Source organism: Aeromonas sp. R3-1, assembly GCF_040908345.1.
In the GTDB taxonomy this organism is placed as follows: Bacteria; Pseudomonadota; Gammaproteobacteria; order Enterobacterales; family Aeromonadaceae; genus Aeromonas; species Aeromonas veronii.
Genome location: NZ_JBFODN010000273.1, coordinates 25668 through 52298, shown reverse-complemented (window position 1 = coordinate 52298; position 26631 = coordinate 25668). Strand labels below are relative to the sequence as shown.

Here is a 26631-nt window from a genome sequence, read left to right as displayed (position 1 = left end):
GCGGTAGTTCAGTCGGTTAGAATACCGGCCTGTCACGCCGGGGGTCGCGGGTTCGAGTCCCGTCCGCTCCGCCACTAATTTGAAGGCCTTCCCGATTGGGAAGGCCTTTTTGCTATGGGCGGTTTTGTCCATAAGACCCACAGGTTTGCATACCAGAACGAATACAAAAGCCCGGCTTCATGACCTAATGCCAGTCAATTAAGCACTTTTATGACTAAATATTCGAGATGTTGAATATCAAAGGTAGCTCCATGATTAAAGAGTCAATTTGGCTCCAACCCTTGCCCTGACTGGCATGCAATAAAAAGAGGGAGGCATCATGCCTCCCTCACTCGTTAGCCCTTATACCACGCGGGTTGGGACTCAAATTCTCTTAACTGACTTGCATTAAGCTTCATGACCTAGCTTTGGTGTTTTTAGCCTGCTGGTAAGCTGCCGGCATCCCACCACGATGCCAATACCTTCCCCTATTGGCGTTCTTGCCACTGTTTCCACCTCTGTATCGCAGCACATCCCATCTTGCGACTGTACGTCATCGCTTCCGCTTGTTTGTGTAATCCTCTAGTTTGTTTATGGATTTATTCCATTAAAACAGTCCCTTATCAAGAGTGAGCTGTTCTGCGGCAGGAATACTACATGGATTAAATGATAATGATTATTGTTTGAAAGATCGGGGCTGGGTCGTTACAATGCGGGCTGATTAATAAAGTGCTTTTCAAATGAGCCTTTTCTAATACTGCGCGCGGCCGGATGCCAGGGCGTTGTAATAAGTGAAGTAAGGGAATACGTCACCTTCCTACTAAAAATGTTCAGGCTAAAACATGACAACAGTGAAACCGAACAAGCTTGCCTTGCTGGTCTGCTCCCTTCTTGCTACCCAAGCCCACGCTGCCAAACAAGAAGTGATGGTTGTTACCGCCTCGGGTTTTCAGCAAAAAATCGAGGATTCTGCAGCCTCCATCTCCGTGATTACCCGTGAGCAGCTGGAAAAACGGGCATATCGCGATGTGACCGATGCCCTGAAGGATGTTCCCGGTGTTGTGGTGACTGGCGGTGGCAGCAGCAGTGATATCAGCATTCGCGGTATGGGTTCGAAATACACCCTGATGCTGGTTGATGGCAAGAAGGTGGATAGCCGTGGCACTCGCCCGAACAGCGATGGTCCGGGTATCGAACAGGGCTGGCTGCCGCCACTGCAGGCGATCGAGCGAATTGAGGTCGTCCGTGGCCCCATGTCATCCCGTTATGGTTCAGATGCCATGGGGGGCGTGATTAACGTGATTACCCGCAAGACCACCGGTCTGGCTTGGCAGGGCTCGGTTCATGCTGATTCTACCTTCCAGGAGAACAAGGATGCTGGCAACAGTTTCCAGACCGATGCCTATACCGCAGGTTCACTGATCGATGGCGTGTTGGGGCTGCGTTTCAATGGTCAGCTCGCACATCGTGGTGAAGACAAATTTATCCAGGGTTTTGCCGAGCAGGAGACTCGCAGTGGCACGGCGGTGCTCAGCTTCAAGCCTGATGACCATAACCGCTTCGATCTGGAAGCCAGTCGCAGCCTACAGGATCGGAATCGCACGGCCGGCAATTCACTGGCTGCCAAGGCGAAAGATAACCTTTATCGCTACGAGCGCACCAACTATGCGCTGACTCATGATGGCCAGTATGATTTCGGCTCTTCCAGCAGCTATCTGCAGCAGGAGACCAACAGCAACCCCGCTCGTAAGATGGAGCTTACCAACACCATCGCCGATACCCATACCCAGTTTATTCTGGGGGATCACTACCTGAGTGTCGGTGGTCAGTATCGCTATGAGGATCTGCACGACCAGGGCAATAACCTGAAAGTCGCCAACCCTGCCGAGCAGCTGACCCGCTGGAGTTGGGCGATGTTTGTCGAGGATGAGTGGTCACTCACTGACAGTTTTGCCCTGACAGGGGGCGCACGCATGGATCGAGACCAGAACTACGGTTCTCACTGGAGCCCGCGCCTCTACGGCGTCTGGCATCTGGATGACAGTTGGACCCTGAAAGGGGGCGTATCAACCGGTTACCGCTCCCCTGACTTGCGGATGTCGGCGGCCAACTGGGGCCAGGTCACCGGTGGTGGCAGCCTGGATGGCATGCTGGTCGGTAACCCTGATCTCAAACCCGAGACTAGCGTGAGTGAAGAGATCGGCCTGCTGTGGAACGGTCATCAGGGCTTTAACGCCGGTGTTACCCTGTTCAACACCGACTTCAAGAACAAGATCTCCGAAGTGCGTCGCTGCACCAGCAAGAGTGATCCCGCCTGTACCCTCAATGGGTACAGTTATGACTTCATAAGTGATCGGGTCAACGTCGACAAGGCGAACATGCGCGGTGTCGAGGGGATGATGGATTGGGCCATCAATGAGGATTGGTCGGTCAGCTCCAGCTACACCTTTACCCAGTCCGAGCAGAAGAGTGGTCCACTGGCGGGTCATGCCCTCAACCAGATGCCTCGTCACATGTTCAACGGCAGTGTTGACTGGCAAACCACCGAGGATCTCAGCCTTTGGTCACGGGTAAACTTCCGTGGCGAGACCTCCGAGTACCTGAGCCGGGTCAAGATGGCGGAGGGGACTCCTTCCTACACCTTCTTTGACATGGGCCTGGTCTACAAGGCCAACAAGCATCTGGATCTGACCGCCGGGGTCTACAACCTGTTCGACAAGACGGTGGATTACAGCAGCTATGGCACTGTGCTGGATGGTCGCCGCTACAACCTGGGCGTGACCTACAACTTCTGATAGGGAACCTGTCATGCGGCCGCCATCTTCCGATGGCGGCCGTTTTTATTGCGTGTCCGTCAGGGGGGCTATGCCTGATAGGGGGCGGCTTGCCAGGTATTGCGCCCCAGTCCCTTGGCCTGATACATGAGGGCGTCAGCCTGCCGTAGTAGTTGGTCGGCATCAGCCTCTCTCTCTGCGGCTACCCAGACTGCCCCGGTGCTGATGGAGAGGGTCACTTCGCCGCTGCTGGTGTGCAGGGTCTGCCGGTTGCTCTCCAGGCAAATGCGCTCTGCCCATTGTTCTGTCTCGGCCAATGTGGCCAGCGGCAGCAGCAGGCAAAACTCTTCGCCGCCGATGCGAGCCAGCAGAGCCTCTTCGGGCAACAGGTTGCTCACAGTAGTGGCCAGCTTTTCCAGCAACAGATCCCCGATGCCATGACCAAAGCGGTCATTGGTCTCCTTGAAGTGATCCACATCGAACAGCAGTAGAGCACAGGGCTCCCCGCTTGCCAGTCGTTGCTCCATGGCGGGCATGAATGCCCGTCGGTTGAGCAGGCCGGTCAGGGGGTCGGTACTGGCTTGTTTCTCCAGTCTGGCGTTGGCGCGGCTCAACTCGGTGGTGCGGCTGGCAACAGCGCGACGCAGTTGCACTATATAGGCCACCATGATTAACACTCCGGCAAACAGTAGCCAGGGACCGAGATGGATAGGGTAGACGGTTTCGACATGCATCCATTTGCGGATGATCCGCTCCCGATCGCTCTCTTTGAGCTTGGCGAAGCCCTCTTCCAGTCGGTTTAACAGGGCAAGGTCGCCTTATTTCACCGCAAAGCGGATCTGGTCGGTATAGAGGTGGCGAACCGGAATAAAGCGGGTGGGATCGTCCGAGGTATAGATGTAGAAGTTGGCGACCTGCAGATCGGCGATAAAGGCCTTTATGTCGCCCCGAAAGGCCGCCGCCAGCAGGGTGTCATTGTCGTCGAAGGTCTGCAGTCTGGTGCCGGGGAAGTAGCGTCTGGCGTAATACTCCTCGTAGCCACCGGCTACCACACCGACCGTTTCATGGAGCAGGTAGTAATGTACATCGGTGCCGCGCAGTTCGCTCGAGAAGAAGAGTTGGGAGTCGAGCTGGGCGAGAGGCCGGCCATAGTCGAACAGTTTGTCCCGCTCCGGTGACCAGAGCAGTCCGGCGTGAACGTCCGCTTTCCCCTCATGGAGCAGGTCGAGGGAGCCTTGCCAGTCGACCAGCCTGAACTCGATCTTCTGGCCGGTGACCCGGGCATATTCACGCCACAAATCGATCAGCAGGCCATCCGGCTGGCCCGACTCATTGATATAGGAGAAGGGCTGCCAGGCTTTGGAGTTGGTAATGATGAGCGGCTCTTCCGGGGCTTTGGCCCAGGCAGGCAGGGCAAGGGAGAGCAGCAGGAGCCCCCACCCGATACTGACTATGACTCCTGTCCTGGAAGAGGCCATCCTTGCTCCAATCCGTTGCCGTATACCGTCCCGTGGTCACCGATTATCACCGTCTTTCTGATCGAAGAACAAGCGCTCAAATGATGAAGTTTGCATGATGCAAATGGCGCCATGACAAGGCTGGCGGATAGAGTAACTACTTACAGCGGCAGGCTGATCCGCGCCTCCAGTCCCCCCTGTGGCCGATTGAGCAGGGTCAACTCGCCGCCGTGCTGATGCACCAGAGTGCGGGCAATTGAGAGCCCGAGCCCCACGCTGCCGGACTCGGTGTTGCGCGCTTCATCGAGCCGCACGAACGGCTTGAACACATCCTCGAGCCGCGCCGGATCGATCCCCGGCCCGTTATCGCAGACCCGGATCAACAGCTCCTCCTTGCGCCGCTCCAGCGACACTTCGGCGCTGCCGGCATATTTGATGGCGTTGCCGATCAGGTTCTGCAGCACCCGGCGCAGGGTGTTGGCCCGGCAGGCGTAGACCTCTTTGCCCTCCGCCAGACAGGTGACCGGCTGGCCGGTATCGGCATAGTCATCGCACAGGCTGACCAGCAGGCTGACCAGATCCAGCTCGCGAGTGGCCTCCTGCTGCCCCTCCTCGCGGGCAAAGCTGAGGGTGGCCGCCAGCATCTGCTCCATCTGTTGCAGGGTCTGCTGGATGCGCTCCTTGTCCTCGCCATCGGCCAGAAACTCGGTGCGTAGCCGCAGGCTGGTGATGGGGGTGCGCAGGTCGTGGGAGATGGCCGCCAGCATCCGGGTTCTGTCCTGCACGAAGCGGTCGAGCCGGGTGTGCATCCGGTTGAATGCCTGAATCGATTCGCGGATCTCGGTCGGCCCCTCCTCTTTCAAGGGCTCGATATCCTCGCCCCGTCCTAGCCGCTCCGCATTGCCTGCCAGCTGCTTGAGCGGGCGGGTGGCACGACGAAACAGCAGCACCATCAGCCCGATCACCAGACTGGCGACCAGCATCAGGTTGAGGGTGGTCTGCCACGACCAGCTGCCAGCCTCCTTGTCGACCAGCGAGCTGAACTGCAGCCAGCCCCCCTGCGGCAGTTCGATGGAGCCGTAGAGCCGCATATCCCGCGGCGGGGGCGGTCCCTTGCGATCCCGCATCATGCGGGCATGATGTTCCCACGCCTTGCTGCGCTGGGTATCCTCCTTCAGTTCGGCACTGATCTCGACGGTGAGGCCGGGGGGATAGTTGAGGCGCGAGCGCACCAGCTGCTCGAAGCGGGGGCTGCGGTTATCCGGTTGCAGCGGCTCGTCAGAGAGGCGCAGCAGCAGGGTTTCGCTGCGGCTCGCCTTGAGGATCTCGTCATAGAGAGATGGGGGTGATAGAGAGAGCAGCCTGACCACCGAGATGATCCGCTGCATGGCGTTGCGGCTGTTGACGAAGCCAAGCGCCTCCTCCCGATCCGAGCGGTAGATCTGGATACTGAGCAGCTGGATCAGGATCAGCCCTGCCAGCGCCACCAGAATGATCTGGCCTGTCAGCCCCTTGGGCCATATTTTTGCCCACAGTCGTTTCAAAAAGGTCACCGCTTATGCCTGCGTCACGTCGGCGGAGAACATATAGCCGCCACCCCAGATGGTCTTGATCAGCTCCGGATTCTTGGGATCCCGCTCCAGCTTGCGGCGCAGTCGACTCACCAGAGTATCGATGGCGCGATCAAAGGCTACCGCCTCGCGGCCACGGGCCAGGTCCAGCAGTTGATCCCGGCTCAGCACTCGCTGCGGTCGCTCGAGAAACACCTTGAGCAGATCGAATTCGGCGGTGGAGAGGCTCAGGCCCACCCCATCCTCATCGACCAGCTCCCGGCGATTGACGTCGAGCAACCAGCGATCGAAGCGCAGATCCCGGGTCAGGGTTTCGGCGGCGGGCTGGGTCTCGGCCTGGGTGCGGCGCATCACCGCCTTGATGCGCGCCAGCAGCTCGCGCGGGTTGAAGGGCTTGGCCAGATAGTCATCGGCCCCCATCTCCAATCCGATGATGCGGTCGGTCTCTTCCCCCATGGCAGTGAGCATGATGATGGGCAGGTTCGATTTGACCCGCAGCTCGCGGCAGAGGGTCAGACCATCTTCACCCGGCATCATCAGATCCAGCACCAGCAGGTCGAACTCCCGCTCCTCCAGCAGTCGCTTCATCTCCTTGCCATCCCGGGCGCAGCTGACCCGCAGGCCGTGCTGTTCCAGAAAGCGTTTCAAGAGATCGCGGATCTCGCTGTGGTCGTCGACCACCAGAATGTGGGTGTTGCCCTGGTTCATGAATACCTCCCCTGCTTGGCGTTGGCACGAGTATACGAAAATCCGCCCGGCGGTTTGTGTCAAAGTGTGCCAGATCCGCACGATGCCACACTCTGCTACAAAAAAGGGCGATGCTGGCAAAGTTCAGACACCGATAGGGTGTTTACTTGAGGGCAAGGCAAGAGCGCCGAACCAGAATCATCCCTACAGGAGATAGACCATGAAAAAGCTGACCAAAACCCTGCTGACCGCCACCCTGATCCTTGGCCTGCCGCTGGGCGCCTATGCAGCCAGCGAAGCAGCCCCCACCGGCCAGCCCGGCGCCATGGTGGATTGCCCGATGGACGGTGGTGGCATGATGGGTGGTAAACACCACGGTGGTCGCCACGACAAGATGGCTCGTATGCAGAACATGACCCCGGAGCAGATCCAGGCCAACTTGCAGCAACGTTATGATCGCATCGAGGATCCTGCCAAGAAGGCGGAGTTCATCAAGAAGCTCAACGAGCGTGCCGCCGCTATGACCAAGCACGCCGAAGCGATGAAGCAGTTCGCCGAAGCGAACCAGTAACAGCTCCAGCTGTTATCAACCCAAGGGTGGCCGAGGCCACCCTTTTTGTGATCGTATCGATCCATTTTCGCTCGAATCCTTATCTTGCTGTCGCTTATGTGAGCGATGGCAAACGCGCCGTGAGCGAATTGCAAGATAATGCCCGCTCATATAACAAGCTGCAGTTAGCAGTGGCCGAAAACAGGAGAGGGTATGGGTTGGGATCTGGGGACAATCAAGGGGCGATATACCGCCGTTTTTCTGGGATTCATGGTGGCGGTCTGTGTGCTGACCGTAATCGGCATCCAGTTATGGGTCAAACCCGAGCTGCAACGGGCGGGTGAGCAGAATCTGGTGCTGCGGGTCAGCGAGATTGCGACCGACATTCGCGATCAGCTCAACGGGGTGCAGAGCCAGTCACGCAGTATCACTCAGCTGGTGGCCCAACTGCCGAGCGAGCAAATCGATGCCGTTCTCCCTGCTCTGATCGATCAATATGGCAATGCGATGGTGTTTGGTGGCGGCATCTGGCCGATGCCGGATCAGCGGGAAGTCGGTCGCATCAAGTTCAGTACCTTCTTTCATCGGGATGATGCCAACAAGCTGATCCCCAACACCTACTGGAACTCGGCCGAGGCGCCCAACTATTTCGAGCAGCCCTGGCACAGAGCCGGGCAGCAGGCGGAGAAAGGCATGTGTGTCTGGGCGGCGGCTTACAAGGATGGTGCCAGCCAACAGCCGCGCACCAACTGTGCCATGGGGATCTATCGTGACGGTTCCCTTTACGGGGTGTCCACCATCGATGTGACGCTGGGTTTCTTCAATGATCTGGTCGCCAAAAAAGAGCAGGAGGTCGGTGGTCAGGTGATGATCGTCGAGGCCGACGGCAAGATCCTCAGCAAGAATGGTCGTTTGAGCGGGGATGTGGTGCTGGGCAACCTCTCATCTCACGGGGACTATCCCTTTGCCAGCGCCATCGCCAGCCTGCTGGGGCCGGGTAATGGCGCCGCGTTGCAGCGCACTACCTTTCAGGATCTGGGTGAAGAGCAGACATTGCTGATGCAACCCATCGAAGGAACCCCCTGGCTGTTGGCGGCGGCGCTGCCGACCAGCACCCTGACCCACGACAGTCAGGAGGTGCTCAAGACGCTGGCAGCGATCCAGCTACCGCTAGTGGTGCTGCTGTTTGCGCTGATGTTGATGGCCATCAATCAGCTGGGCAGTCGACTCGACACCCTCAAGCAGAACATCGATGCGCTCTCGGCCGGAGATGCTGATCTGACTGCCCGGATCCGGGTCAAGGGGCACGATGAGCTGGACCATATCGCTCAATCGGTGAACCGCTTTATCGCCTATCTGCAGCAGATGATGTTGCAGGTGACCGAGACCACAGAGCTGATTACCCGTGAATTGGCCCAGCTGGATCAGCAGACGGGGCAGGCCAGACGCATTCTCGGTGAGCATGCCGCCGAGACCGATCAGATAGTGACAGCCCTGACCGAGCTCAGCTCCACTGCCGACAATGTGGCGCACCACGCGAGCGATTCCGCCAGCTTTACCGAGTCTGCAAATGGTCAGGCGATTCAGTCCCGTCAGGTAGTGGGTCAGGCCTCTGCCAGTGTGGCGGCGCTGATCGATGAAGTGGATCTTGCTGCGACCAAGGTATTGGGGATGCAGGAAGATGCTCGCCAGATCAGCAGTGTACTCAGCGTGATCGGCGATATTGCTGCCCAGACCAACCTATTGGCACTCAACGCGGCCATCGAGGCGGCGCGGGCCGGTGAGCAGGGGCGCGGTTTTGCCGTGGTTGCTGATGAGGTGCGCGCACTGGCGGCGAGAACCCAGAATAGCACTGCCGAGGTGGGGAGCATGCTCTCCCGGTTGACGCAGGGGGTGGCCGAAGCCGTGGTGGCCATGGAGCACACCAAGCAGAGCTGTCAGGCGGCGACCGAGAATACCGAGCAGGTGACAGGCGGGCTCGACAAGATGGCGGATGCCGTGGTGCAAATAAACGATCTGGGTACCCAGATTGCGACTGCGGCAGAGGAGCAGAGCCGGGTGACCGAAGAGATCAACCGCAACATGGTCACCATCCGCGACATGGTCAATCTGCTGGTGGATAACGGTCAGAATACCGAACAGAGTTCGGCCACCCTGCTGGAGTCCAATCGCCAGCTGGTGGCGTTGGTACATCGCTTCAAGGTGTAACAAACCGATAATGAAAGAGGGGGAGCCCGGTGCTCCCCCTCTTGCTATCTGTGCCGATACGGGCGTGCAGCCCACTCCACCGGACGATCGAACTTAGCCCTGAGCCTTGTCGGTCAGGTCTACTTTCTTGACGGTATCACCTTCGAACTTGATAACGACGTTCTTCTTGGCTGCGTCGGTATCTTTCAGCAGGGTTTTGGTGGTTTCTGCCAGCAGCGGAGAGGCCTTCTTCAGGGCATCCAGATCATAAGTCCACACTTCCAGACCGGATTCGGTCTTGGTGGTGGCAGGAGCACCCAGCTTCTCTTTAATAGCCTGCTTGTTGGAGCCGCCTTCCTTGATATCCAGTGCCTTCTTGATGGCTTCGTTGGATGCGCTGTCCACTGCACCGGATACGGCGGTATTAGCTGCATCCTTGACGCTGCTGGTGACGCTGTCGGTCAGCGAGTCCATCAGGCCAGCATTGGCAAACAGGGGCAGGGTGGTGAGGGCAACCAGCAAACTCTTTTTCATTTTTTACAGATTCCATTGGTTCAAATGAGGCGGCTATGGAACCAATAAAAGAGCTGGGTGTCAAGTGAGGCAGCTATTGAGAGGTCTGTTAACTGTGTCTCATTTTTCACCAGCCGCAAATAGTTTTGGTATCTCCCGCACCAGCCAGCTTTTGGCTTTGCCCATGGTGTCTCGCCGCCAGGCCAGCACCACCTGCAGCTGATGGCGGTACTCGGGGCTAATCACCTTGAGCCGACCGGCCCGGATGTCCTCCTCAATCCAGCTCTGCGGCATGGTGCCGATGCCGAGCCCGGCCAGCAGGGCGTCGCGCTTTTCCGCCATGGTGCTGACGGTGAGGCGCGGCTGCTTGTCGAGCAGGCGGTAGGTGAGCACCGGTTTGCGAAGGGCGGTATCGGCGACCGCGATAGCGCGGTAGCGGCGCAGAGTCTCGTCAGCCAGAGGCTCCGGCTCCTGATGCAGCGGATGATCGGGATGGGCGACGTAGAGCATCACCTCGTCCTTGATCACCTGATGCTTGATGCCGGTCATCATGATGTCCGGGTTGATGGAGGAGATCAGCAGGTCGGCGCGACCATCTTCCAGACACTCCCAGCTACCCGCCAGCACCTCGGCCCGCAGCCGCAGTCGGGTATCGGTCTGCTCGGCCAGCTTCTCCACCAAGGGGTAGAGGGCCTGCACCGGGACCAGCGCATCGACGGCGACTGTGATGTCGGTCTCCCAGCCACGGGCCAATGCCCGGGTCTCTCCCACCAGATGCTCGGCTGCCTCCAGCAGCACCCGGCCGCGCTCCAGCAGCATGCGTCCCGCCGGGGTGAACTTGGTGCGGTGGCCGCTGCGGTCAAACAGCATGGCATCCAGTTCGTCTTCCAGCTTCTGCACCGTATAGCTCAATGCCGAGGGCACCTTGCCTAGCTCGTCGGCCGCCGCCGCGAAGCTGCCACGGCGGTCGATGGCATCCAGTACCCGGATCGCTTCCAGGGTCAGCGCCCGCTCCTTGTTCGATTCCTTGGCCATTCCTCACCTTCAATTTTTTTGAATATGTTTGCCAGTTTATCTCGCTAACAAGTTAGGTCATGTCACTTTAATATTCAATCAACGCTTAGGCAGGAACGTCGAGCGGCCAAATATGCGGGTAGTTCCGCACTGTGACAGACCAAATCGGTTTGTATGATGTCGGTGAAAGAACAACACACTATTTGAATGATCTCTTGTATGGATGCATTGATTCTGACCGAGCTGACTGGCACGCGAACAAATTCGTATGCCGCTGCGTACTCAAGGCACAGTTACCGTCAGCCTGGCTGACCAGAGCAGCGAATACCGTATTCCGTTCGGTATCGGTAGCGGCAAACAGCGTTAATCAACCGTCCCGGTAGATGAGGAGCAGACCATGATGCAATTGAGAGCCGCAGAAGCGCGGGGCAAGGCCAACTTTGGCTGGCTGGACGCGCGCCACAGTTTCTCCTTCGGTCACTACTATGACCCGGAGTGGATGGGACACTCGGTACTGCGGGTGATCAATCAGGATCTGGTTGCGCCGGGTGGCGGATTCGCCACCCACCCTCACGCCAATATGGAGATCCTCACCTGCGTGCTGCAAGGCACCATAGAGCACAAGGACAGCCTCGGCCATGCCGAGCAGATCCCGGCAGGGGATTTCCAGCTGATGAGTGCAGGTAGCGGGATCCGCCACAGCGAGTACAACCCCTCGCAGACGGAACCCCTCTCCCTGTTGCAGATCTGGATCGAGCCGAACGAGTTCGGCACGCCACCCGGGTATCAGCAGAAGAAGATCGAGTCCAGACCGGGCATGACGCTGGTAGCGTCACCGGATGGCGAGGCGGGATCGCTGCGGATCCGCCAACAGGCCCGCGTATGGCGGCTGGAACTGGCCCCGGGCGAGACGCTCGAATGGGCACTGGCTGGCCGACACGGTTACCTGCAGATGATTTCAGGTACGCTTGCCGCCAACGGTCTGGCTGCCCGACCCGGCGACGGGGTACTCAGTCGTGATGAATACCGGTGGGAGCTGGTTGCGACCAGTGCCAGCCAAGCCCTGTTATTTGACCTACCCTGAAGCAGTCAGCGGTGATGTGACACAAACGAGGAATATGAAATGGACAAGATGAAAGATGTAGCGCTGCTGGCGGGTCGTGTACTGCTGGCGCTGATGTTCGTAATGGCGGGCTGGAGCAAGATCGGCGGCTATGCCGGTACTCAGGGCTATATGGAAGCGATGGGTGTGCCGGGCTTTATGTTGCCGCTGGTGATCCTGCTTGAGCTGGGTGGTGGCCTTGCCGTCGTGCTGGGTCTCTTTACCCGCAGCCTCTCCGTGCTGCTGGCCGGTTTCACCCTGATGGCTGCCTTTATTTTCCATTATCAGCCTGCAGAACAGATGCAGATGCTGATGTTTATGAAGAACGTCTCCGTTGCCGGTGGTTTCCTGGCGCTGGCGGCGGCCGGAGCAGGGGCTTTCAGTCTGGATGCCCGTCTCGGCAAAAACTGGTAATGCCCTGAAGAGTCAAGTTTTCCAATGCTTTTTGGCCGGTGCAACTGCACCGGCTTTTTTCTGTCTGCGTTTTCCGGATAGGTGAGGCGGCGCGTCAAATCTGCGGCGCCCCTCATGGTTCGGCGGTTTACCCGCCTGCTGGCCACAAGAGCCTTTTGCATCTTCCCCCTCGATCCCCGACAATTCTCACTCTTGTGAAGTGACGGAAATGGCTCGCCTTTTCCCTCGCCCCCTCTCATCCACAGGCGGGAATTGCTCATGTTTACCCTCTACCACTCCAATCAGCTGGATCTGCTCAAAGAACTGCTGGTGAGCCGCATCCGGCAGGCCCCTCTCTCTCACCCCTTCGATCGGGAGCAGATCCTGGTGCAGAGCCCGGGCATGGCCCAGTGGCTCAAGCTGGCGCTGGCCAAAGCGTTCGGCATCGCTGCCAATATCGACTTTCCGCTGCCCGCCAGCTTTATCTGGGAGATGTTCACCCGGGTGCTGGCGGATGTGCCGCGTCAGAGTCCCTACAACAAGGGTTCCATGAGCTGGCAGCTGATGACCATTCTGCCCGCCTTGCTGGAGCGCCCCGCCTTTGCCCCGCTCGCCGCCTATCTGGGCGGGGGAGATGAGGTGGATCCTGCCCAGGATCCCGAGCAGGTGCGGTTGTGGCAGCTCTGCCAGAAGGTGGCGGATCTCTTTGACCAGTATCTGGTCTACCGGCCGGACTGGATCGCCCGCTGGGAAGAGGGGGAAGGATTGAGTCAGGAGCTGGCCGGGGTGAGCGGTCAGGACTGGCAGCCGGAGCTGTGGCGCGAGCTGGTGGCTCGCACCCTGGCGCTCTCTCCGAGCGGTTACCACCGTGCCAACCTCTACGAGGAGTTTATCCACGAGCTGGCGCGTACCGCCGATCTGCCGGGCAAGCTGCCGCAGCGGGTCTTCGTGTTTGGCATCTCGGCGCTGCCGCCGCGCTATGTGGAGGCGCTGCTGGCCCTCGGTAGCCGACCGGAGGTGGAGGTACATCTGTTCGTCACCAACCCCTGCCGCTACTACTGGGGGGATCTGCTGGATCGCAAGACCTTGGCGCGCCTCGAAAACAAGCTCAAACCCGGCACCGATATCGAGACATTGCAGGGCCCCGCCAACCCGCTGCTCGCCTCCATGGGCAAGCTGGGGCGCGACTACCTGCACCAGCTGATGGAGCTGGAGGTGCCGCAAATCGAGGCCTTCGTCGATATCGACGAGGTGGATGGCAAAGGCAATGTCAGCCTGCTGCGCGCCATCCAGAAGGATGTGCTGGAGCTGGCCGAACGGGGCGCCGGTCAGTTCGATCTCGACAGCAGCCACCACAAGAGCCCCATCAGCCCGGCGGATGGATCCTTGCAGATCCACGCCTGCCACGGCCCGATGCGGGAGCTGGAGGTGCTGCACGACCGGCTGCTGGCGCTGTTCGAGCAGGACCCGTCCCTCACCCCGAAAGACGTGGTGGTGATGATGCCGGATGTGAACAGCTACGGCCCCTATATTCAGGCGGTGTTTGGCGCGCGCGGTCAGATCCCGTTTGCGGTCTCGGATCGGGCTGCGAGTCAGGAGAGCCCGCTGCTGCAAAGCTTCCTCGCCCTGCTCAGGCTGCCCAACGCCCGCTTCGGGGCGGGGGAGCTGCTCGCCATTCTCGAGGTGCCCGCCGTGCTGCGCCGCTTCGAGCTGGATGACGACGAGTTCAACCAGCTGCGGGTCTGGGTGCAGGAGACCGGCATCCGCTGGGGGCTGGATGACAGCTACCCCGTCCGTTTCGATCTGCCGCCCATGTCCGGCAACAGCTGGCTGTTCGGCCTGCGCCGCATGCTGCTCGGCTTCGCCATGGGGGATGGCGAGCCGGTGGCGGGCATCTTGCCCTACGCCGACATCGAGGGTCAGCAGGGGCTGGCACTCGGCAAGCTCGCCTGGTTTGTCGATTCGCTGGCAGAATTCCTGCCCCGCCTGCAACAGGCGCAGCCGCTGGCCGATTGGAACGCCTGCCTGCTGGCGCTGCTGGAGCGCTTCTATCTGGCCGACGAGGATGAAGAGCGTCAGCTCCAGCTCATTCGCAGCCAACTGGCCGAGTGGCAGACCCGGCTTGGCGAGGCCCGCTTCGAGCAGCCCATCACCGCCGATCTGTTGCAGGACTACCTCGGCAGCGTGCTGGGAGAGTCCCGCTCCAGCCAGCGCTTCCTCGCCGGTCAGGTCAACTTCTGCACCCTGATGCCGATGCGCTCCATCCCCTTCAAGCAGGTCTGTCTGCTCGGCATGAATGACGGCGTCTACCCGCGCACCCTGGCCCCCATGGGGTTCGACCTGATGGCGGTGGCGGGCCGGCGTGGGGATCGCTCCCGTCGCGATGATGACCGCTACCTCTTCCTTGAGGCGCTGCTCAGCGCCCAGCAGGGGCTCTATATCAGCTATCAGGGCTTCAGCGCGCAGGACAACAGCGACAAGGTGCCGTCGGTGCTGCTGGCGGAGCTGATCGACTATGTGCGGCAGGGCTTTGTGCTGGCGGGGGATGAGGATCTGGACGACGAAACTTCCGGCAAGCGGTTGCTTAACCACCTGATGGTGGCGCACCCGCTCACCCCCTACAGTCGCGACTACTTCTACCCGGCGGCGGGTTCACGCCTCTTTACCTATGCCGCCGACTGGCTGCCCGCTCTCAATCCGGTGCGCGGCGCGGCCAACTTCCAGAGCGGCGAGCTGCCTCTCCCGCCCGAATGGGGCAAGGAGCAGGGGCTGGAGCTGGCGGAGCTGCTGCGCTTCTATCGCCAGCCCACCAAATATTTCCTCAACCGTCGCCTCAAGGTGTGGTTTGAGCTGAACGAAGCCAACATCGAGGACAGCGAGCCGTTCGAGCTGGATGGCCTGCAACATTATCAGCTGAAAGATCTGCTGCTCGATGCCCATCTGGCGGAAGGTGAAAGTACCGAGCGTCGCGAGCGGTTGCAGCTCACCGGCCTGCTGCCGCAAGGGTGGTTCGGCAGCCTGCTGCTGGACGATCTGGATGCCGAGATGGGCAAGCTGGCGGATCGGCTGCGGCCATGGGTTGCGGCCAATGAGTCAGAAAAACAGGCGGTGGAGATCGATATCTCCCTCACTCAGGGCCAGCTGCAAGGGTGGATCGACACTCAGAAGGGGCGCTTGCTGGTGGTCAAACCCGGCAGCTTCAACGGCAAGGATCTGCTGCTGGGCTGGATCCAGCACCTCTGCCTCTCATTGAGTGGCGCCCCCGGCGACACCCTGTTGTTCGATGCCAAACAGAGTCTGCGACTGCCTGCTCTTGCTGCCGACGAGGCGCGCCCCAAGCTGGCGGCGCTGGTGGCGTGCTGGGCGCAGGGGATGAAGCGGCCGCTGCCGTTCTTCCCCAACACCGCATGGGATTGGCTCAAGGCGATCGAGAAGGATCCCGACAAGCCGGAGGCGGCCGACAAGGCGGCTCTCACCCGTTTCAACGGCGGCTGGATGATCAATGGGGAGGGGCAAGACGTTTACGTCGCCCGCTGCTTCCCCGAACTCGATGACGAGGTGCTGGGGCAGTTGCAGGCGCTGGCCCGCGAACACCTGACCCCGCTGCTTAAGACCCTGGAGGAGCTGAAATAATGGCTAACCCGCTCAATACATTGCGTTTTCCCCTCCATGGTGAACGACTGATCGAAGCCTCCGCCGGTACCGGCAAGACCTACACCATCGCTGGTCTCTACCTGCGCCTGCTGCTGGGCCACGGCCCGCTCATCGAAGAGGGGGCCGATTCTGGTCAGCCGAGCGCCCACGAGCGGCCGCTCTCGGTGACCGAAATTCTGGTGGTGACCTTTACCGAAGCGGCCACCGCCGAGCTGCGCGGACGGATCCGTGGCCGCATCCACGAGGCGCGCCTCGCCTTTATGCGCGGCCATAGCAATGATGCCCTGCTGGCCCAACTGTTGGCAGAGGTGGCGGATCACGAGCTGGCGGCCCGTCGCCTGCTGGCTGCCGAGCGGCAGATGGACGAGGCGGCGGTCTTTACCATCCACGGCTTCTGCCAGCGGATGCTCAAGCAGAACGCCTTCGAGTCGGGCGCCCTCTTTGAAACCGAATTTCTTACCGACGATAGCCAGCTCAGGTTGCAGGCGGTGAGCGACTACTGGCGAGCCGAGTTCTATCCGGTGGATAAAGCCCTCGCCAGCGCCGTGCGCGCGCTCTGGCCAAGCCCCGCCGCCCTGCTGCGGGAGATGGGCAGCTGGCTCGACAACAGCGAGCTGGAGATCCACCCCGCGCTGGGGGACGAGACCCTCGCCACCCGCCATCAGGCGGCCATGAGCCGCATCGCGGCGGTGAAGAGTGAATGGCTGGCGCAGGTGGACGAGATCCGCCGCCAGACAGACGGCCAGATCAGCCGCTACACCGGCAAGAACTACGAAGGGTGGCTTGCCAAGATAGCCGACTGGGCGCAGGACGAGAGCAGTGGCTACGCCATCCCCAAGGAGCTGGAGCGCTTCGGCCAGACGGTGCTGGAGGAGAACCTCAAGAAGGGGGGCGCCGTGCCGACCCTGCCGCTGTTCAGCCAGATCGACCAGCTGCTGGCGAGCCGCCCCGGCATTCGGGATCTGATCCTGCAACGGGCGGCCAAAGTGGTGCGCAGCCGGATGCAGGCCAGCAAGCGCCAAGCCCATCAGCTCTCGTTCGATGACCTGCTGAAAGACCTCGATGGGGCGCTTGGCTCCAGCCTTGGCGAGAGGCTCTGCGAGCGCATTCGCGCCACCTATCGGGTGGCGATGATCGACGAATTTCAGGATACCGATCCCCAGCAGTACCGCATCTTCCATCGCCTCTACGGCGGCCATAGCGACACGGCGCTGTTGATGATCGGTGACCCCAAGCAGGCCATCTACGGCTTTCGCGGCGCCGACATCTTTACCTACATTCAGGCGCGGCGAAATGTGAGCGCCCACTACACCCTCGGGCGCAACTGGCGCTCCAGCAGTGCGCTGGTGGGGGCGGTCAATGGCCTGTTCGAACGGGCCAAGGATCCCTTTATCTACGAAGCGGATATCCCCTTCCTGCCGGTAGAGGCGCAGGGCAAGAGCAAGGCGCTGCTGCTCGATGGTGCCACCGCGCCGGTGCTCCACTGCTGGCAGCTGACCGGCCAGCCCACCTTCAACCGGGGGGATTACCAGAGCAAGATGGCCCGCGCCACCGCCGCCGAGATCCACCGCCTGCTGACCCTGGCCCGCGAGGGCAAGGCATTGATCGGCGACAAGGCGGTGAAGGCCGGGGATATCGCCGTGCTGGTGCGCACCGGCGCCGAGGGCAAGCTGGTGCAGCAGGAGCTGGCGCGGCTCGCCATCGCCTCCGTCTATCTGTCGAACCGCGAGAGCGTGCTGGAGCAGACGGAGGCGCGGGAGATCTTGCTAATCCTGCACGCCTGCCAGAACCCGAGCGAAGAGCGCAGCCTGCGGGCGGCGCTCGCCACCGGGCTGTTTGATCTCGACGCCAAGGCGCTCGATGGGCTGGCCAGCGACGAGCGGGCGTGGGAGAGCGCGGTGCAGGAGTTTATGGAGTACCGCAAGATCTGGCATCGCCGTGGCGTGCTGGCGATGCTGCGGGCCCTGCTGCACCGGCGCAATCTTGCCTCTTCGCTGTTGGCGAGCCCCTATGGCGAGCGGCGGCTGACCAACTTCCTCCATCTCGGCGAGCTGCTGCAACAGGTGAGCAGCGAGCTGGACGGGGAGTACGCCCTGCTGCGCTGGCTGGGGGAGGCGGTGAGCCGCCCCAACGGGCAGGATGCGGAGCAGGTACTGCGGCTCGAATCCGAGCGCAAGCTGGTGCAGATCGTCACCATCCACAAATCCAAGGGGCTGGAGTATCCGCTGGTGTTCCTGCCCTTTATCTGCAGCCACAGAACCGCCGAGACCCCGCTCTATCACGAGGCGGACGAGGCGGGCAATCGCACCATTCTCGATCTGACCGGCGCCGACTCGTCGCTCGCCGAAGCGGACAGGGAGCGCCTTGCCGAAGATTTGCGGCTGCTCTACGTGGCGCTGACCCGGGGCGTCTACGCCACCTGGCTGGGGCTGGCGCCGGTGCGGGCCGGGGCGGGCAAATCGGAGAAGACCGACCTGCACCACACCGCCATCGGCTACCTGCTGCAAAAGGGCGAGGAGGGGGATGCGCAGACGCTGGCGACCGCCTTGACCGAGCTGGCACAGGCGCTGCCCGGGGTGGCCGTCGGTGAGCCCTCGCTCACCCGCCCGGCCCCGCTGCCGCCAGAGGAGGAGCAGTTGGGCGAGCCGCAGGTGCGCCACTTTAGCGGCACCCTTGAACGGGACTGGTGGATCAGCTCCTACTCCGGGCTGGCAGCGCAGGGTCACGGTCACAGCAAGGGTGTCTTGGCCAATCCCGGCTTCGATGACGAGGTCGTCACCGAGGCGGCTGCATTGGCTGCCGAGCAACCGGAGGAGGCACCCCAGCCCTCCATCTTCACCTTCCCGAAGGGGGCGCGCCCCGGCACCCTGCTGCACAGCCTGTTCGAGACCATCGATTTTCAGAGCGCTGCGGGTGAGCCGCTGGCAGAGCATATCGCCACCCTGTTGGCTCAGGACGGCTTCGACGAAAGCTGGGCTCCGGTGCTGCAACAGCAGGTGGAGGCTGTGCTGGATACCCCGCTGGAAACAGGCTTTGGCGAGCCGGTACGGCTGCGGGATCTGGCGCCCGAGCGCAAACAGGTGGAGCTGGAGTTCTTCCTGCCCATGGGGCGGGTGACGGCACCGGCGCTGACCGCCCTCTGCCAGCAGCACGACCCGCTGTCGCGGGGCAACAAGCCGCTCAGCTTTGCCACCGTGCAGGGGATGCTCAAGGGCTTTATCGATCTGGTGTTCGAGTGGCAGGGGCGCTGGTATCTGCTCGACTACAAATCCAACCACCTCGGCATGAGCCCCGCCGATTACAGCCGTCCGGCGCTGGAGCGGGCGATGGCCGAGCACCGCTACGACCTGCAATACCAGCTCTACTCGCTGGCGCTGCACCGGCTGCTCACTTTGCGCCTGCTGGGCTACGACTTCGAGCAGCATTTTGGCGGCGTTTTCTATCTGTTCCTGCGCGGCATGCCGCAGGGGGGCATTTTCCATACCCGCCCGAGCCGTGAACTGGTGCTGGGGCTGGATAAGTTGTTTAGCGAAGGCAGTGAGCTGCCAGCAGCGGGATCCCAAGCATTAAACGAGGTAGAGGCATGAGCGGCACCATGATCAGCACCGCGACCAGCGCAATGATGGTTGAACGGTTGAAAACACTGGCGCTGGCTGGCCGCATCCGCCAGCTGGATCTGCAATTTGCCCGGCTGGTGGCCGACCTTGGCGGCAGCCCCGAGCTGGTGCTGGGGGCGGCGCTCACCTGCTTCGAGCTGGGCCGCGGCCATGTCTGTTTGCCGCTGGAGATGCTCGCTGCCGGATCCCTGCGCCCGTTCGGGCTGGATCCCCAGCAGAGCCGGGATCTGCTGGGGGATCTGGCGGATCCTTCCCGCTGGCCCGCTCTGTTTGCGGCTAGTCCCTTGGTTGGAACCGAGCAGGATGAGGGGCTCGCCCCGCGCTGGCCGCTGCGGCTGTGGCACGGGCGGCTCTACCTCACCCGCTACCACGATTTTGAACTGGGGGTGGCCCGCCATCTGCGCGCTTTGAGCGAGCGAGCCGAATGGCCGGAGATAGCTCCCGCTCTGTCGCGGCTGTTTGCCCGCGACTACGGGCTGGTGTTCGCGGCGCTGCTCAAGACCCGCCTCGCCCCCGACTTCTCGGCCCGCCACTTTATCGAGAAGTATCTGGATCTGGTGTTCCCGAACGAGGTGGACTGGCCCGCTATCGAAGGGCTGCTGGCCAGCGCCCAGGCGGCGAGCGATTTGAGCAAGCTGGATGCGCTGGTGCCCGAGGCGCTCTGCTGCAACGGCCAGAAGCTGGCGGCGGCCACCGCGGCGGCGCGCCCCTTTGCGGTGATCTCCGGCGGCCCCGGCACCGGCAAGACCACGACTGTGGCAAAACTGCTCGCCATTCTGGTGGAGACCGGCCTGCAAGCGGGCAAGGCCCCGGCGATCCGGCTGGTGGCCCCCACCGGCAAGGCGGCGGCGCGCCTCACCGAGAGTATCGGCTCTGCCCTGCAGGCCCTCGATCTGCCCCCCGAGTGGGTCGAGGCGATCCCCACCGAAGCGGGCACCCTGCACCGGCTGCTCGGGGTCATTCCGGGGCGCAGCCAGTTCCGCCACCACGCGGGCAACCCGCTGCACCTCGACCTGCTGGTGGTGGATGAGGCCTCCATGGTCGACCTGCCGATGATGGCGCGCCTGCTCGATGCGTTGCCAAGCCACGCCCGCCTGATCCTGCTCGGCGACAAGGATCAGCTCGCCTCGGTGGAGGCGGGGGCCGTGCTCGGCGATATCTGCAGCTTTATCGAACAGGGCATCAGCCCGGCGCAGGCGGACTGGCTCTCCCGTCAGACCGGCTACCGCTTGCAGGGCACGCCCGCGGGGGCCCCGGTGCGCGACAGCCTCTGCTTGCTGGCCAAGAGCTGGCGCTTTGATCAGCACTCTGGCATCGGCCAGCTGGCGCGCGCCTGCAACAGCGGCGATGCCGCGGCGGTGGAATCAGTCTGGGGCATGGGCTTTGCCGATATCAGCCTGCATCCCTGGGCGGGAGAGGCCTACGATGCCCTGATTGCCCAGGGGGTGGCCGGTTACGGCAGCTATCTGAAGGCGGCCCGCGCGGGGGAAGCGCCCGCCGCCGTGTTCAAGGCATTCAACAGCTTCCAGATCCTCTGCGCCCTGCGCGACGGCCCGTTCGGGGTGCAGGGGTTAAACGAGCGGCTGGAACTGGCCCTGTCACGGGCAGGCCTGATTGCCCGCGATGGCGACTGGTATGCCGGTCGCCCGGTGATGGTGGTGCGCAACGATCACGGGGTCGGCCTCTACAACGGCGATATGGGGCTCTGCCTGCCCGATGAAAGCGGGCGGCTCAAGGTCTGGTTCGAGCAGCCGGATGGCTCTCTGCGCGCCCTGTTGCCCAGCCGCTTGCCACCCCACGAGACGGTCTACGCCATGACCATCCACAAATCCCAGGGCTCGGAGTTTGCCCATACCGTGCTGGTGCTGCCCGACAGCCCCAGCCCGCTGCTGACCCGTGAGCTGGTCTACACCGGCATCACCCGCGCCAAGGCGCAGCTCGATCTCTACGGTGATCGCGCCCTGCTGGCACAGGCAGTACGGAAAAAGACCGAGCGTTATTCCGGATTGGCGGAGAGGTTGGGGGAGTGAGGACTGTAAAAATGAGGTGGGAGCCTGCATAGATTTACCCCATACCCCGTGAGCACATCGAGCACACCGAGCACGCTGAGCACATTGAGCACAGCGAGCACAGAAATGGTCTCTAAGTTATTGATTTAAAATGGCTGGTTTGTGGCAAAATTTTCAACTCAAAAATGAGTTGGGGGTGGGTTAACTTTCTCGGTTATGGTTTCAAGCATTTATGGGTATGTAAATCATGAAAGGTAGATTCTAAGTCATTGATAATGAAGGTGTTTTTGAAATATCTTAGTTGTTAGAAGGCTCAGGCTGCTTTCACATACTCAAGTGGCCTCTTCTGAGCCCAACAATAAGAGCGCAACATAGGAAATTAAAATGACGAACAAACAAGCTGACTTATCTTCAGAACTGCAACCCACAGCTACTGTGCCAGCTTTAAAATTAGATCCATCTCTGTTATTGAGTTTTACAAAAGCTCAGAAGACTAAAAAAAAGAGTAAGGCCCATCGAAATGTAATGAAGATGAGAGAAAAGATGTGGCCGGATCTTGATGAGGACATCCTTTGGCAGAGGAATCTTCATGATGGTTACTCATCTATTCCTAGAACTATGTCAATAATGATGAATATCATCGATGACTTGGCAAAAAAACATACCGGGAAATCAGTTCCTGCGGGTAAGACATATTTTGGTCTGTGGTGTAGGGTGTGGGATGAAAATATGTTGATTATTGAAAATGAAGCTAGTTATGCCGTAGAAGCAGGGTATCTAGGCGAAAGAAATGTCAGTACTTGGCGTAAGCATATGAAGACTTTGCATGAACTTGGTTTTATTGATGTGAGGTCTGGTGCATACGGGCCATATAATTTCATTCTTTTATTAAATCCATACTTAATTATGAAGAAGTTAGAGAGTGAAATTTCTACACAGTCGTTCAACCTGCTATTACAAAGAGCGATTGAAATCGGTGCAGATAAAGATCTTGCCAAATAAATAGAGAGGTAGTCATGAAAGAAAATTATAGGCTTATTCTTTTACTCGGAATTGAAATTGTTCGCTTGGTTCGACTTATATTTATCATGTCTAAGTAAATTTAATCTGTGAACATTAATGTTATGTCTCGTATGTTGGGCTTCGCAGGCTCAGCACCAACCTACCGATTGTGTAGGTTGGTGCTGAGCGTAGTGAAGCCCAACGTTTACCGCGAAATCTCTTTTTCCTTTCCCTCATCCCCAGACCTTCTCATCCTTTTCTAATAAATGGGAGAAGGGAGCAATGCCGTTACCGCAGTCCGATTACGCTTCGCTAATCGAACCTACACGGCTGACGATCATATTACCGGTGCCGCTTTATCCCCTCTCCCTCTGGGAGAGGGTTAGGGTGAGGGGCGCAGGTTGGCACAATGCCAATTTTGCCCGCTTCGTGAAATCCGGTAGGGTGCAAAGAACGAAGTGAATTGCACCGCTGCTATTTATCTGCCAAAAGGTGTAATGCGCTGCGCTTATTACACCCTACATCGAACCAACACACGACAGGATGTCATTGCTTGAAACTTGAATTTAACACCATCGACCTGGATCGGGATTACGAACTCTGTGTGCAGGCACGCAGGGATGCCTATTCTTGCAGCTTTCATACCCATGACGGTTTTGCCGACTTTATCGACGGCTATCGGGAGCGGATCCGCGCAAGGCTGGGGCAAGCGCAATGGCACTACCTCCATGTCTGGGCGGGTGAACAACTAGTGGGGCAGCTGGAGTTTCGCAGCTTTTCCGATGAGCCCGAGACCGGTTATGTGCAGCTGATTTATCTGTTCCCCGAATATCGTGGCACCGGTTTGGCTGCCGTGTTGCAGGCCTATATTCGCCAGCAGTTGCTGGGGGCTGGCTGCAAATGGGCGATCCTCTCCGTGAGTCGCACCAATGTGCGGGCCTTGAATCATTACCGGCGCTGTGGCTGGGTATTTCTACGCCCCAATCCGAAACATCAGGAGACGGATTTTTATCGACTGACTTTGGCCGAGTGACCTCTGTGATGGCCTCTGGGTATCCCCTCATTTATTCCCATCCCCCAAATGACTGAATCGTGAGTTAAATCCGGTAAATGGGGCGCGCTTGAGCCACACTTATGGCCACTCTGATTCAGCCTGCGCCGTGAGTGGCCGATAACCGGGGAAGCGGTGGTTCGGTGGGGTTCTGGCTGACAGATCTGTTGCAATATGCCAAGGTAGCGCCTCACGACAACAGCGCGATTCCCCGTGGTGGCGCGGGGCGGAAGAACAAGGATAACTGCTATGGTGCAGGACAGTGACACGATCAGGATCTCGGATGTCAGCGAGGCCGTGGTGCATGGCATTCTGGAGGTGACCAGCGATGGCATTTGGGATTGGCATGCCAATACCGGTTTTGTCTATCGCAACCCGGGCTGGTATCGGATGCTGGGTTACGAGCCTCACTCCCTCGGCAATACCGTCTTCACCTGGGAGAACGTGATCCACCCCGACGATCTGGCGGCGGTGATGGCGAAGTTCGATCTCTGTCTGAGCGGCAGCGCCCATGAGTATCGCGCCGAGTACCGTTGCCGCTGCCGGGATGGCAGTTACCTCTGGATTGAGGATTGCGGCCGCATCATTGAGCGCAATCCCGATGGCTCTGTGGCGCGGATGATCGGCGCCCATCGCGATATCCACGCCAGCAAGTTGTTGCTGGAGCAGCTGGAGCGGCGCAATCAGTCGCTGGAGCAGCAGGTTGCCGAGCGTACCGCCGAGCTGGTGCGACTCAACGAGGCGCTGCAACAGAAAGCCGAGGAGAACCGTCTGCTGGCAGAGACCGATGCTCTGACCGGCGCCGCCAGTCGCTATCGGCTGGAGCGGGCGTTGCAGCTGGAGTGCGAGCGGGCGCGCCGCTTCCATCAGCCGTTTACGGTGATCGCCATGGATGTGGACAACTTCAAGCAGATCAACGACAGCTATGGCCACAACGCCGGGGATCAGACCCTGATCAACATAGTGGCGCTGGTGCGCCGCCATATCCGCGAGATCGATCTGCTGGCCCGTTGGGGCGGTGACGAGTTTATGGTGTTGTTGCCCAACACCGGCCGCGAGGATGCGCTGGTGGTGGCGAGCAAGTTTCAGGCATTGATGGTGAGCGAGCCCATCTGCCCCCACGCGCCCGCTACCATGAGCTTCGGGCTGGCGGAGTATCAGCAGGATGAGCAGAAGGAGAGCCTGATGGTGCGCGCCGATCGGGCGCTCTATCAGGCCAAGCAGCTGGGTAAAGACCAGATCTGCTAACGCGCAGGGCACGGAAAGAAGAGCAGTAAAAAGGGCCGCAGGTTTGAAACCTGCGGCCCTTTTGCATTGTTACTGACGCGGCGCGACTTAGAAGTGGTAGCGCAGACCCAGCTTGAAGGTATCCAGAGAGTAGTGCTCGTCACCCAGGCTCAGGGCGTTGAACTGGCGCTCGTAACCGATACCTGCAGAGAAGTGGTCGTTGAAGGCGTAGTCCAGACCTACTTCCAGATTGGGGTGTACCTTGCTCTTGGTTGCGCTCTCGTTTACCTGACCGCTGAAACCGAGGAGGGTGGCGTTGCCGACAACCTCCACTTCGGTGCGGGTGTAGGCGATGCCCGGTTTGGCATAGGCGCTGAAGCCCCAGGCCAGCGGCTGGCTCAGCTTGGCGGCCAGGCTGATGCTGCGGGTTTCGATGGTGGTGTCGGCAAAGCCGGTTGCAATCGGGGAGGTCACCCAGGTCAGCTGATCCATCTGTTGGGCGTGCAGGCCACCTTCAACCGCCAGCCAGGGTTTGAAGCTGTAACCCACGATCAGGCTGCCGCCGTCGAGTTGGTCATCGATGAGCTTGGCGTCATAGGCGTCTTTGGCTGCACCATCGAGATCCATCTTGGAGGTAGTCAGATCCAGACCTGCATACCAGCCTTCGGCATGGGCGCCGCCATTCATGGCCAGAGCAAGCAGGGAGAAAGCGGCAATTTTATTAAACTTGTTCATGGATAAATAACCTTGTGTTGCGTGAACTGCGTGTGATTTATATTGCTCAATCCATGAAGCTTTTTATATTTCCATCATTGCTCTGCTTTCACAGAGGGGCCGCAGTATAGTCAGCACATTTCTGAATAACAAGAGAGTGATTTCCCCATTTTTCTAAATATGACTGGCTGCAAGTAGGGGCATTTTGTTTAATAAATGGTGTTATTAGAGTTTTAGCTTTATTGAGATTTAAATAATTAACTGGTGAGGCAAATGACAGACTACGAGCTCGCTTTTGATTCTATATGATTGATTTGTATCGGCATTTAATTTTCATTCTATCGTGGCCATGATGAGCTGTCTAAAAATTGGCATCTCAGATGTCACTGATTGGCATCAGGTTCTTTTCGATGATTTTTTGAACGCATCACAAGGTGAAACCGTGAGAAAAAAATCTATCTTTTTGCCTGTTTTTTGCTCTTTTTGAGGTTTGGGATTGTTCCCATTGAGGGTTTTGGTGGTCTTTTGAGGCTGTTTTTACGTGGGCCATGTTGCCCATCAGATACGCGAATGGGCGCTTATGGGTGGCTTTTCTCTTCACCCGGTAGCAGTTGTTGGGGTGGGCATGAGGCGCGATAAGCAGATATGGGTCGTGCGGCCTGATTAATTTTGTCTGCTTATATACACAAGCCATTTAAAAGATAGATTTTTGGAGTTTTAAATAACTTTATTATATTCGTTTTTATATTTAATGAAGCTTTCCAAGCAAGCCATTTAAATATATTGCATGGCAATAACACGGTATTGATGGCCGTTTAGGATACCTTGCCAGAACGGTCGTGGTGGCTGGCGCATCAGTGGGCGGCGGGTGGCCTGTGATACTTCCCCTTGTCGGGGCCCTTGACCTGACCTGCGAATTCAGGGAAAAGAAAAGGGCGGTGCTATCAGCGCCGCCCAATGCCAGGAAAGAGAAAAAACCTTACGGTTTAAAAGATAAAAATTTGGAAGCAAACAATCGATTTCTCAACCAGGAAGGGTCTTGAATTCGATACGTTTCGATTATGCGCGATGTTCTATGCAGCACTAGCAAAATGTTTGCGGGTTGAAAGATATGCACTGTCTGGTGTCAG

At 59.4% G+C, this 26631-nt stretch carries 16 protein-coding genes and 1 pseudogene; 11 read left to right on the top strand and 6 right to left on the bottom strand.

Annotation, left to right across the window (positions count from 1 at the left end; all coding sequences use genetic code 11):
* Nucleotides 1-821 precede the first annotated feature (821 nt).
* Complete coding sequence (locus AB5Y85_RS19645; protein ID WP_257686483.1) at nucleotides 822-2774, top strand: ligand-gated channel protein; 1953 nt, start codon at nucleotides 822-824, stop codon at nucleotides 2772-2774.
* Nucleotides 2775-2842: 68 nt separating this feature from the next.
* Here the strand turns inward: AB5Y85_RS19645 and AB5Y85_RS19640 are convergent.
* From AB5Y85_RS19640 to AB5Y85_RS19630, 3 genes and pseudogenes are all read right to left on the bottom strand, one after another.
* A pseudogene (locus AB5Y85_RS19640) lies at nucleotides 2843-4231 on the bottom strand (transporter substrate-binding domain-containing protein).
* Between the two features lie 140 nt (nucleotides 4232-4371).
* Complete coding sequence (locus AB5Y85_RS19635) at nucleotides 4372-5763, bottom strand: ATP-binding protein (RefSeq protein ID WP_101531507.1); 1392 nt, start codon at nucleotides 5761-5763, stop codon at nucleotides 4372-4374.
* A 3-nt stretch (nucleotides 5764-5766) separates the two neighbouring features.
* On the bottom strand, nucleotides 5767-6489 hold the full coding sequence (locus AB5Y85_RS19630; RefSeq protein WP_005342708.1) for a response regulator: 723 nt from the start codon (nucleotides 6487-6489) through the stop codon (nucleotides 5767-5769).
* Nucleotides 6490-6688: 199 nt separating this feature from the next.
* On the opposite strand from AB5Y85_RS19630, the gene AB5Y85_RS19625 reads away from it, so the two are divergent.
* Both AB5Y85_RS19625 and AB5Y85_RS19620 read left to right on the top strand, forming a co-directional pair.
* Nucleotides 6689-7039, top strand: coding sequence for a hypothetical protein (locus AB5Y85_RS19625; protein WP_047435092.1), 351 nt, complete (start codon nucleotides 6689-6691; stop codon nucleotides 7037-7039).
* Between the two features lie 192 nt (nucleotides 7040-7231).
* Complete coding sequence (locus tag AB5Y85_RS19620; protein ID WP_257686484.1) at nucleotides 7232-9226, top strand: methyl-accepting chemotaxis protein; 1995 nt, start codon at nucleotides 7232-7234, stop codon at nucleotides 9224-9226.
* 93 nt (nucleotides 9227-9319) lie between these two features.
* On the opposite strand, the gene AB5Y85_RS19615 is transcribed toward AB5Y85_RS19620, so the two are convergent.
* A complete protein-coding gene (locus tag AB5Y85_RS19615; protein WP_101531509.1) occupies nucleotides 9320-9739 on the bottom strand; it encodes a hypothetical protein in 420 nt (139 codons plus the stop codon).
* 99 nt (nucleotides 9740-9838) lie between these two features.
* Entirely contained in the window at nucleotides 9839-10753 is a 915-nt protein-coding gene (locus AB5Y85_RS19610; RefSeq protein ID WP_101531510.1) for a LysR family transcriptional regulator, read from the bottom strand.
* A 376-nt stretch (nucleotides 10754-11129) separates the two neighbouring features.
* Here AB5Y85_RS19610 and AB5Y85_RS19605 point away from each other — a divergent pair, with 376 nt between their 5' ends.
* From AB5Y85_RS19605 to AB5Y85_RS19570, 8 genes are all read left to right on the top strand, one after another.
* Nucleotides 11130-11816, top strand: a complete 687-nt coding sequence (locus tag AB5Y85_RS19605) for a pirin family protein (RefSeq protein ID WP_216952676.1) — start codon at nucleotides 11130-11132, stop codon at nucleotides 11814-11816.
* A gap of 39 nt (nucleotides 11817-11855) precedes the next feature.
* Nucleotides 11856-12248: a DoxX family protein gene (locus AB5Y85_RS19600; protein WP_005342720.1), complete on the top strand. Its 393-nt coding sequence runs from the start codon at nucleotides 11856-11858 to the stop codon at nucleotides 12246-12248.
* A 258-nt stretch (nucleotides 12249-12506) separates the two neighbouring features.
* The gene (recC, locus tag AB5Y85_RS19595; protein WP_257686485.1) at nucleotides 12507-15860 is read left to right on the top strand and encodes an exodeoxyribonuclease V subunit gamma; all 3354 of its coding nucleotides are present in this window, start codon (nucleotides 12507-12509) and stop codon (nucleotides 15858-15860) included.
* Entirely contained in the window at nucleotides 15860-19468 is a 3609-nt protein-coding gene (recB, locus tag AB5Y85_RS19590; RefSeq protein ID WP_257686486.1) for an exodeoxyribonuclease V subunit beta, read from the top strand. The genes recC and recB overlap by 1 nt, the downstream gene beginning before the upstream one ends.
* Nucleotides 19465-21528 carry an exodeoxyribonuclease V subunit alpha gene (gene recD / locus AB5Y85_RS19585; protein ID WP_257686487.1) on the top strand — a complete coding sequence of 688 codons (2064 nt, stop codon included), beginning with the start codon at nucleotides 19465-19467 and terminating at the stop codon, nucleotides 21526-21528. Before recB ends, recD begins: the two co-directional genes overlap by 4 nt.
* 363 nt (nucleotides 21529-21891) lie before the next feature.
* Nucleotides 21892-22509, top strand: a complete 618-nt coding sequence (locus AB5Y85_RS19580; protein WP_257686488.1) for a hypothetical protein — start codon at nucleotides 21892-21894, stop codon at nucleotides 22507-22509.
* A gap of 553 nt (nucleotides 22510-23062) precedes the next feature.
* Entirely contained in the window at nucleotides 23063-23542 is a 480-nt protein-coding gene (locus AB5Y85_RS19575; RefSeq protein WP_257686489.1) for an N-acetyltransferase, read from the top strand.
* A gap of 267 nt (nucleotides 23543-23809) precedes the next feature.
* On the top strand, nucleotides 23810-24808 hold the full coding sequence (locus tag AB5Y85_RS19570; protein WP_257686490.1) for a sensor domain-containing diguanylate cyclase: 999 nt from the start codon (nucleotides 23810-23812) through the stop codon (nucleotides 24806-24808).
* A gap of 87 nt (nucleotides 24809-24895) precedes the next feature.
* Here AB5Y85_RS19570 and AB5Y85_RS19565 read toward each other — a convergent pair whose 3' ends face one another.
* The gene (locus tag AB5Y85_RS19565; protein ID WP_257686491.1) at nucleotides 24896-25522 is read right to left on the bottom strand and encodes a porin family protein; all 627 of its coding nucleotides are present in this window, start codon (nucleotides 25520-25522) and stop codon (nucleotides 24896-24898) included.
* Nucleotides 25523-26631: the final 1109 nt, after the last annotated feature.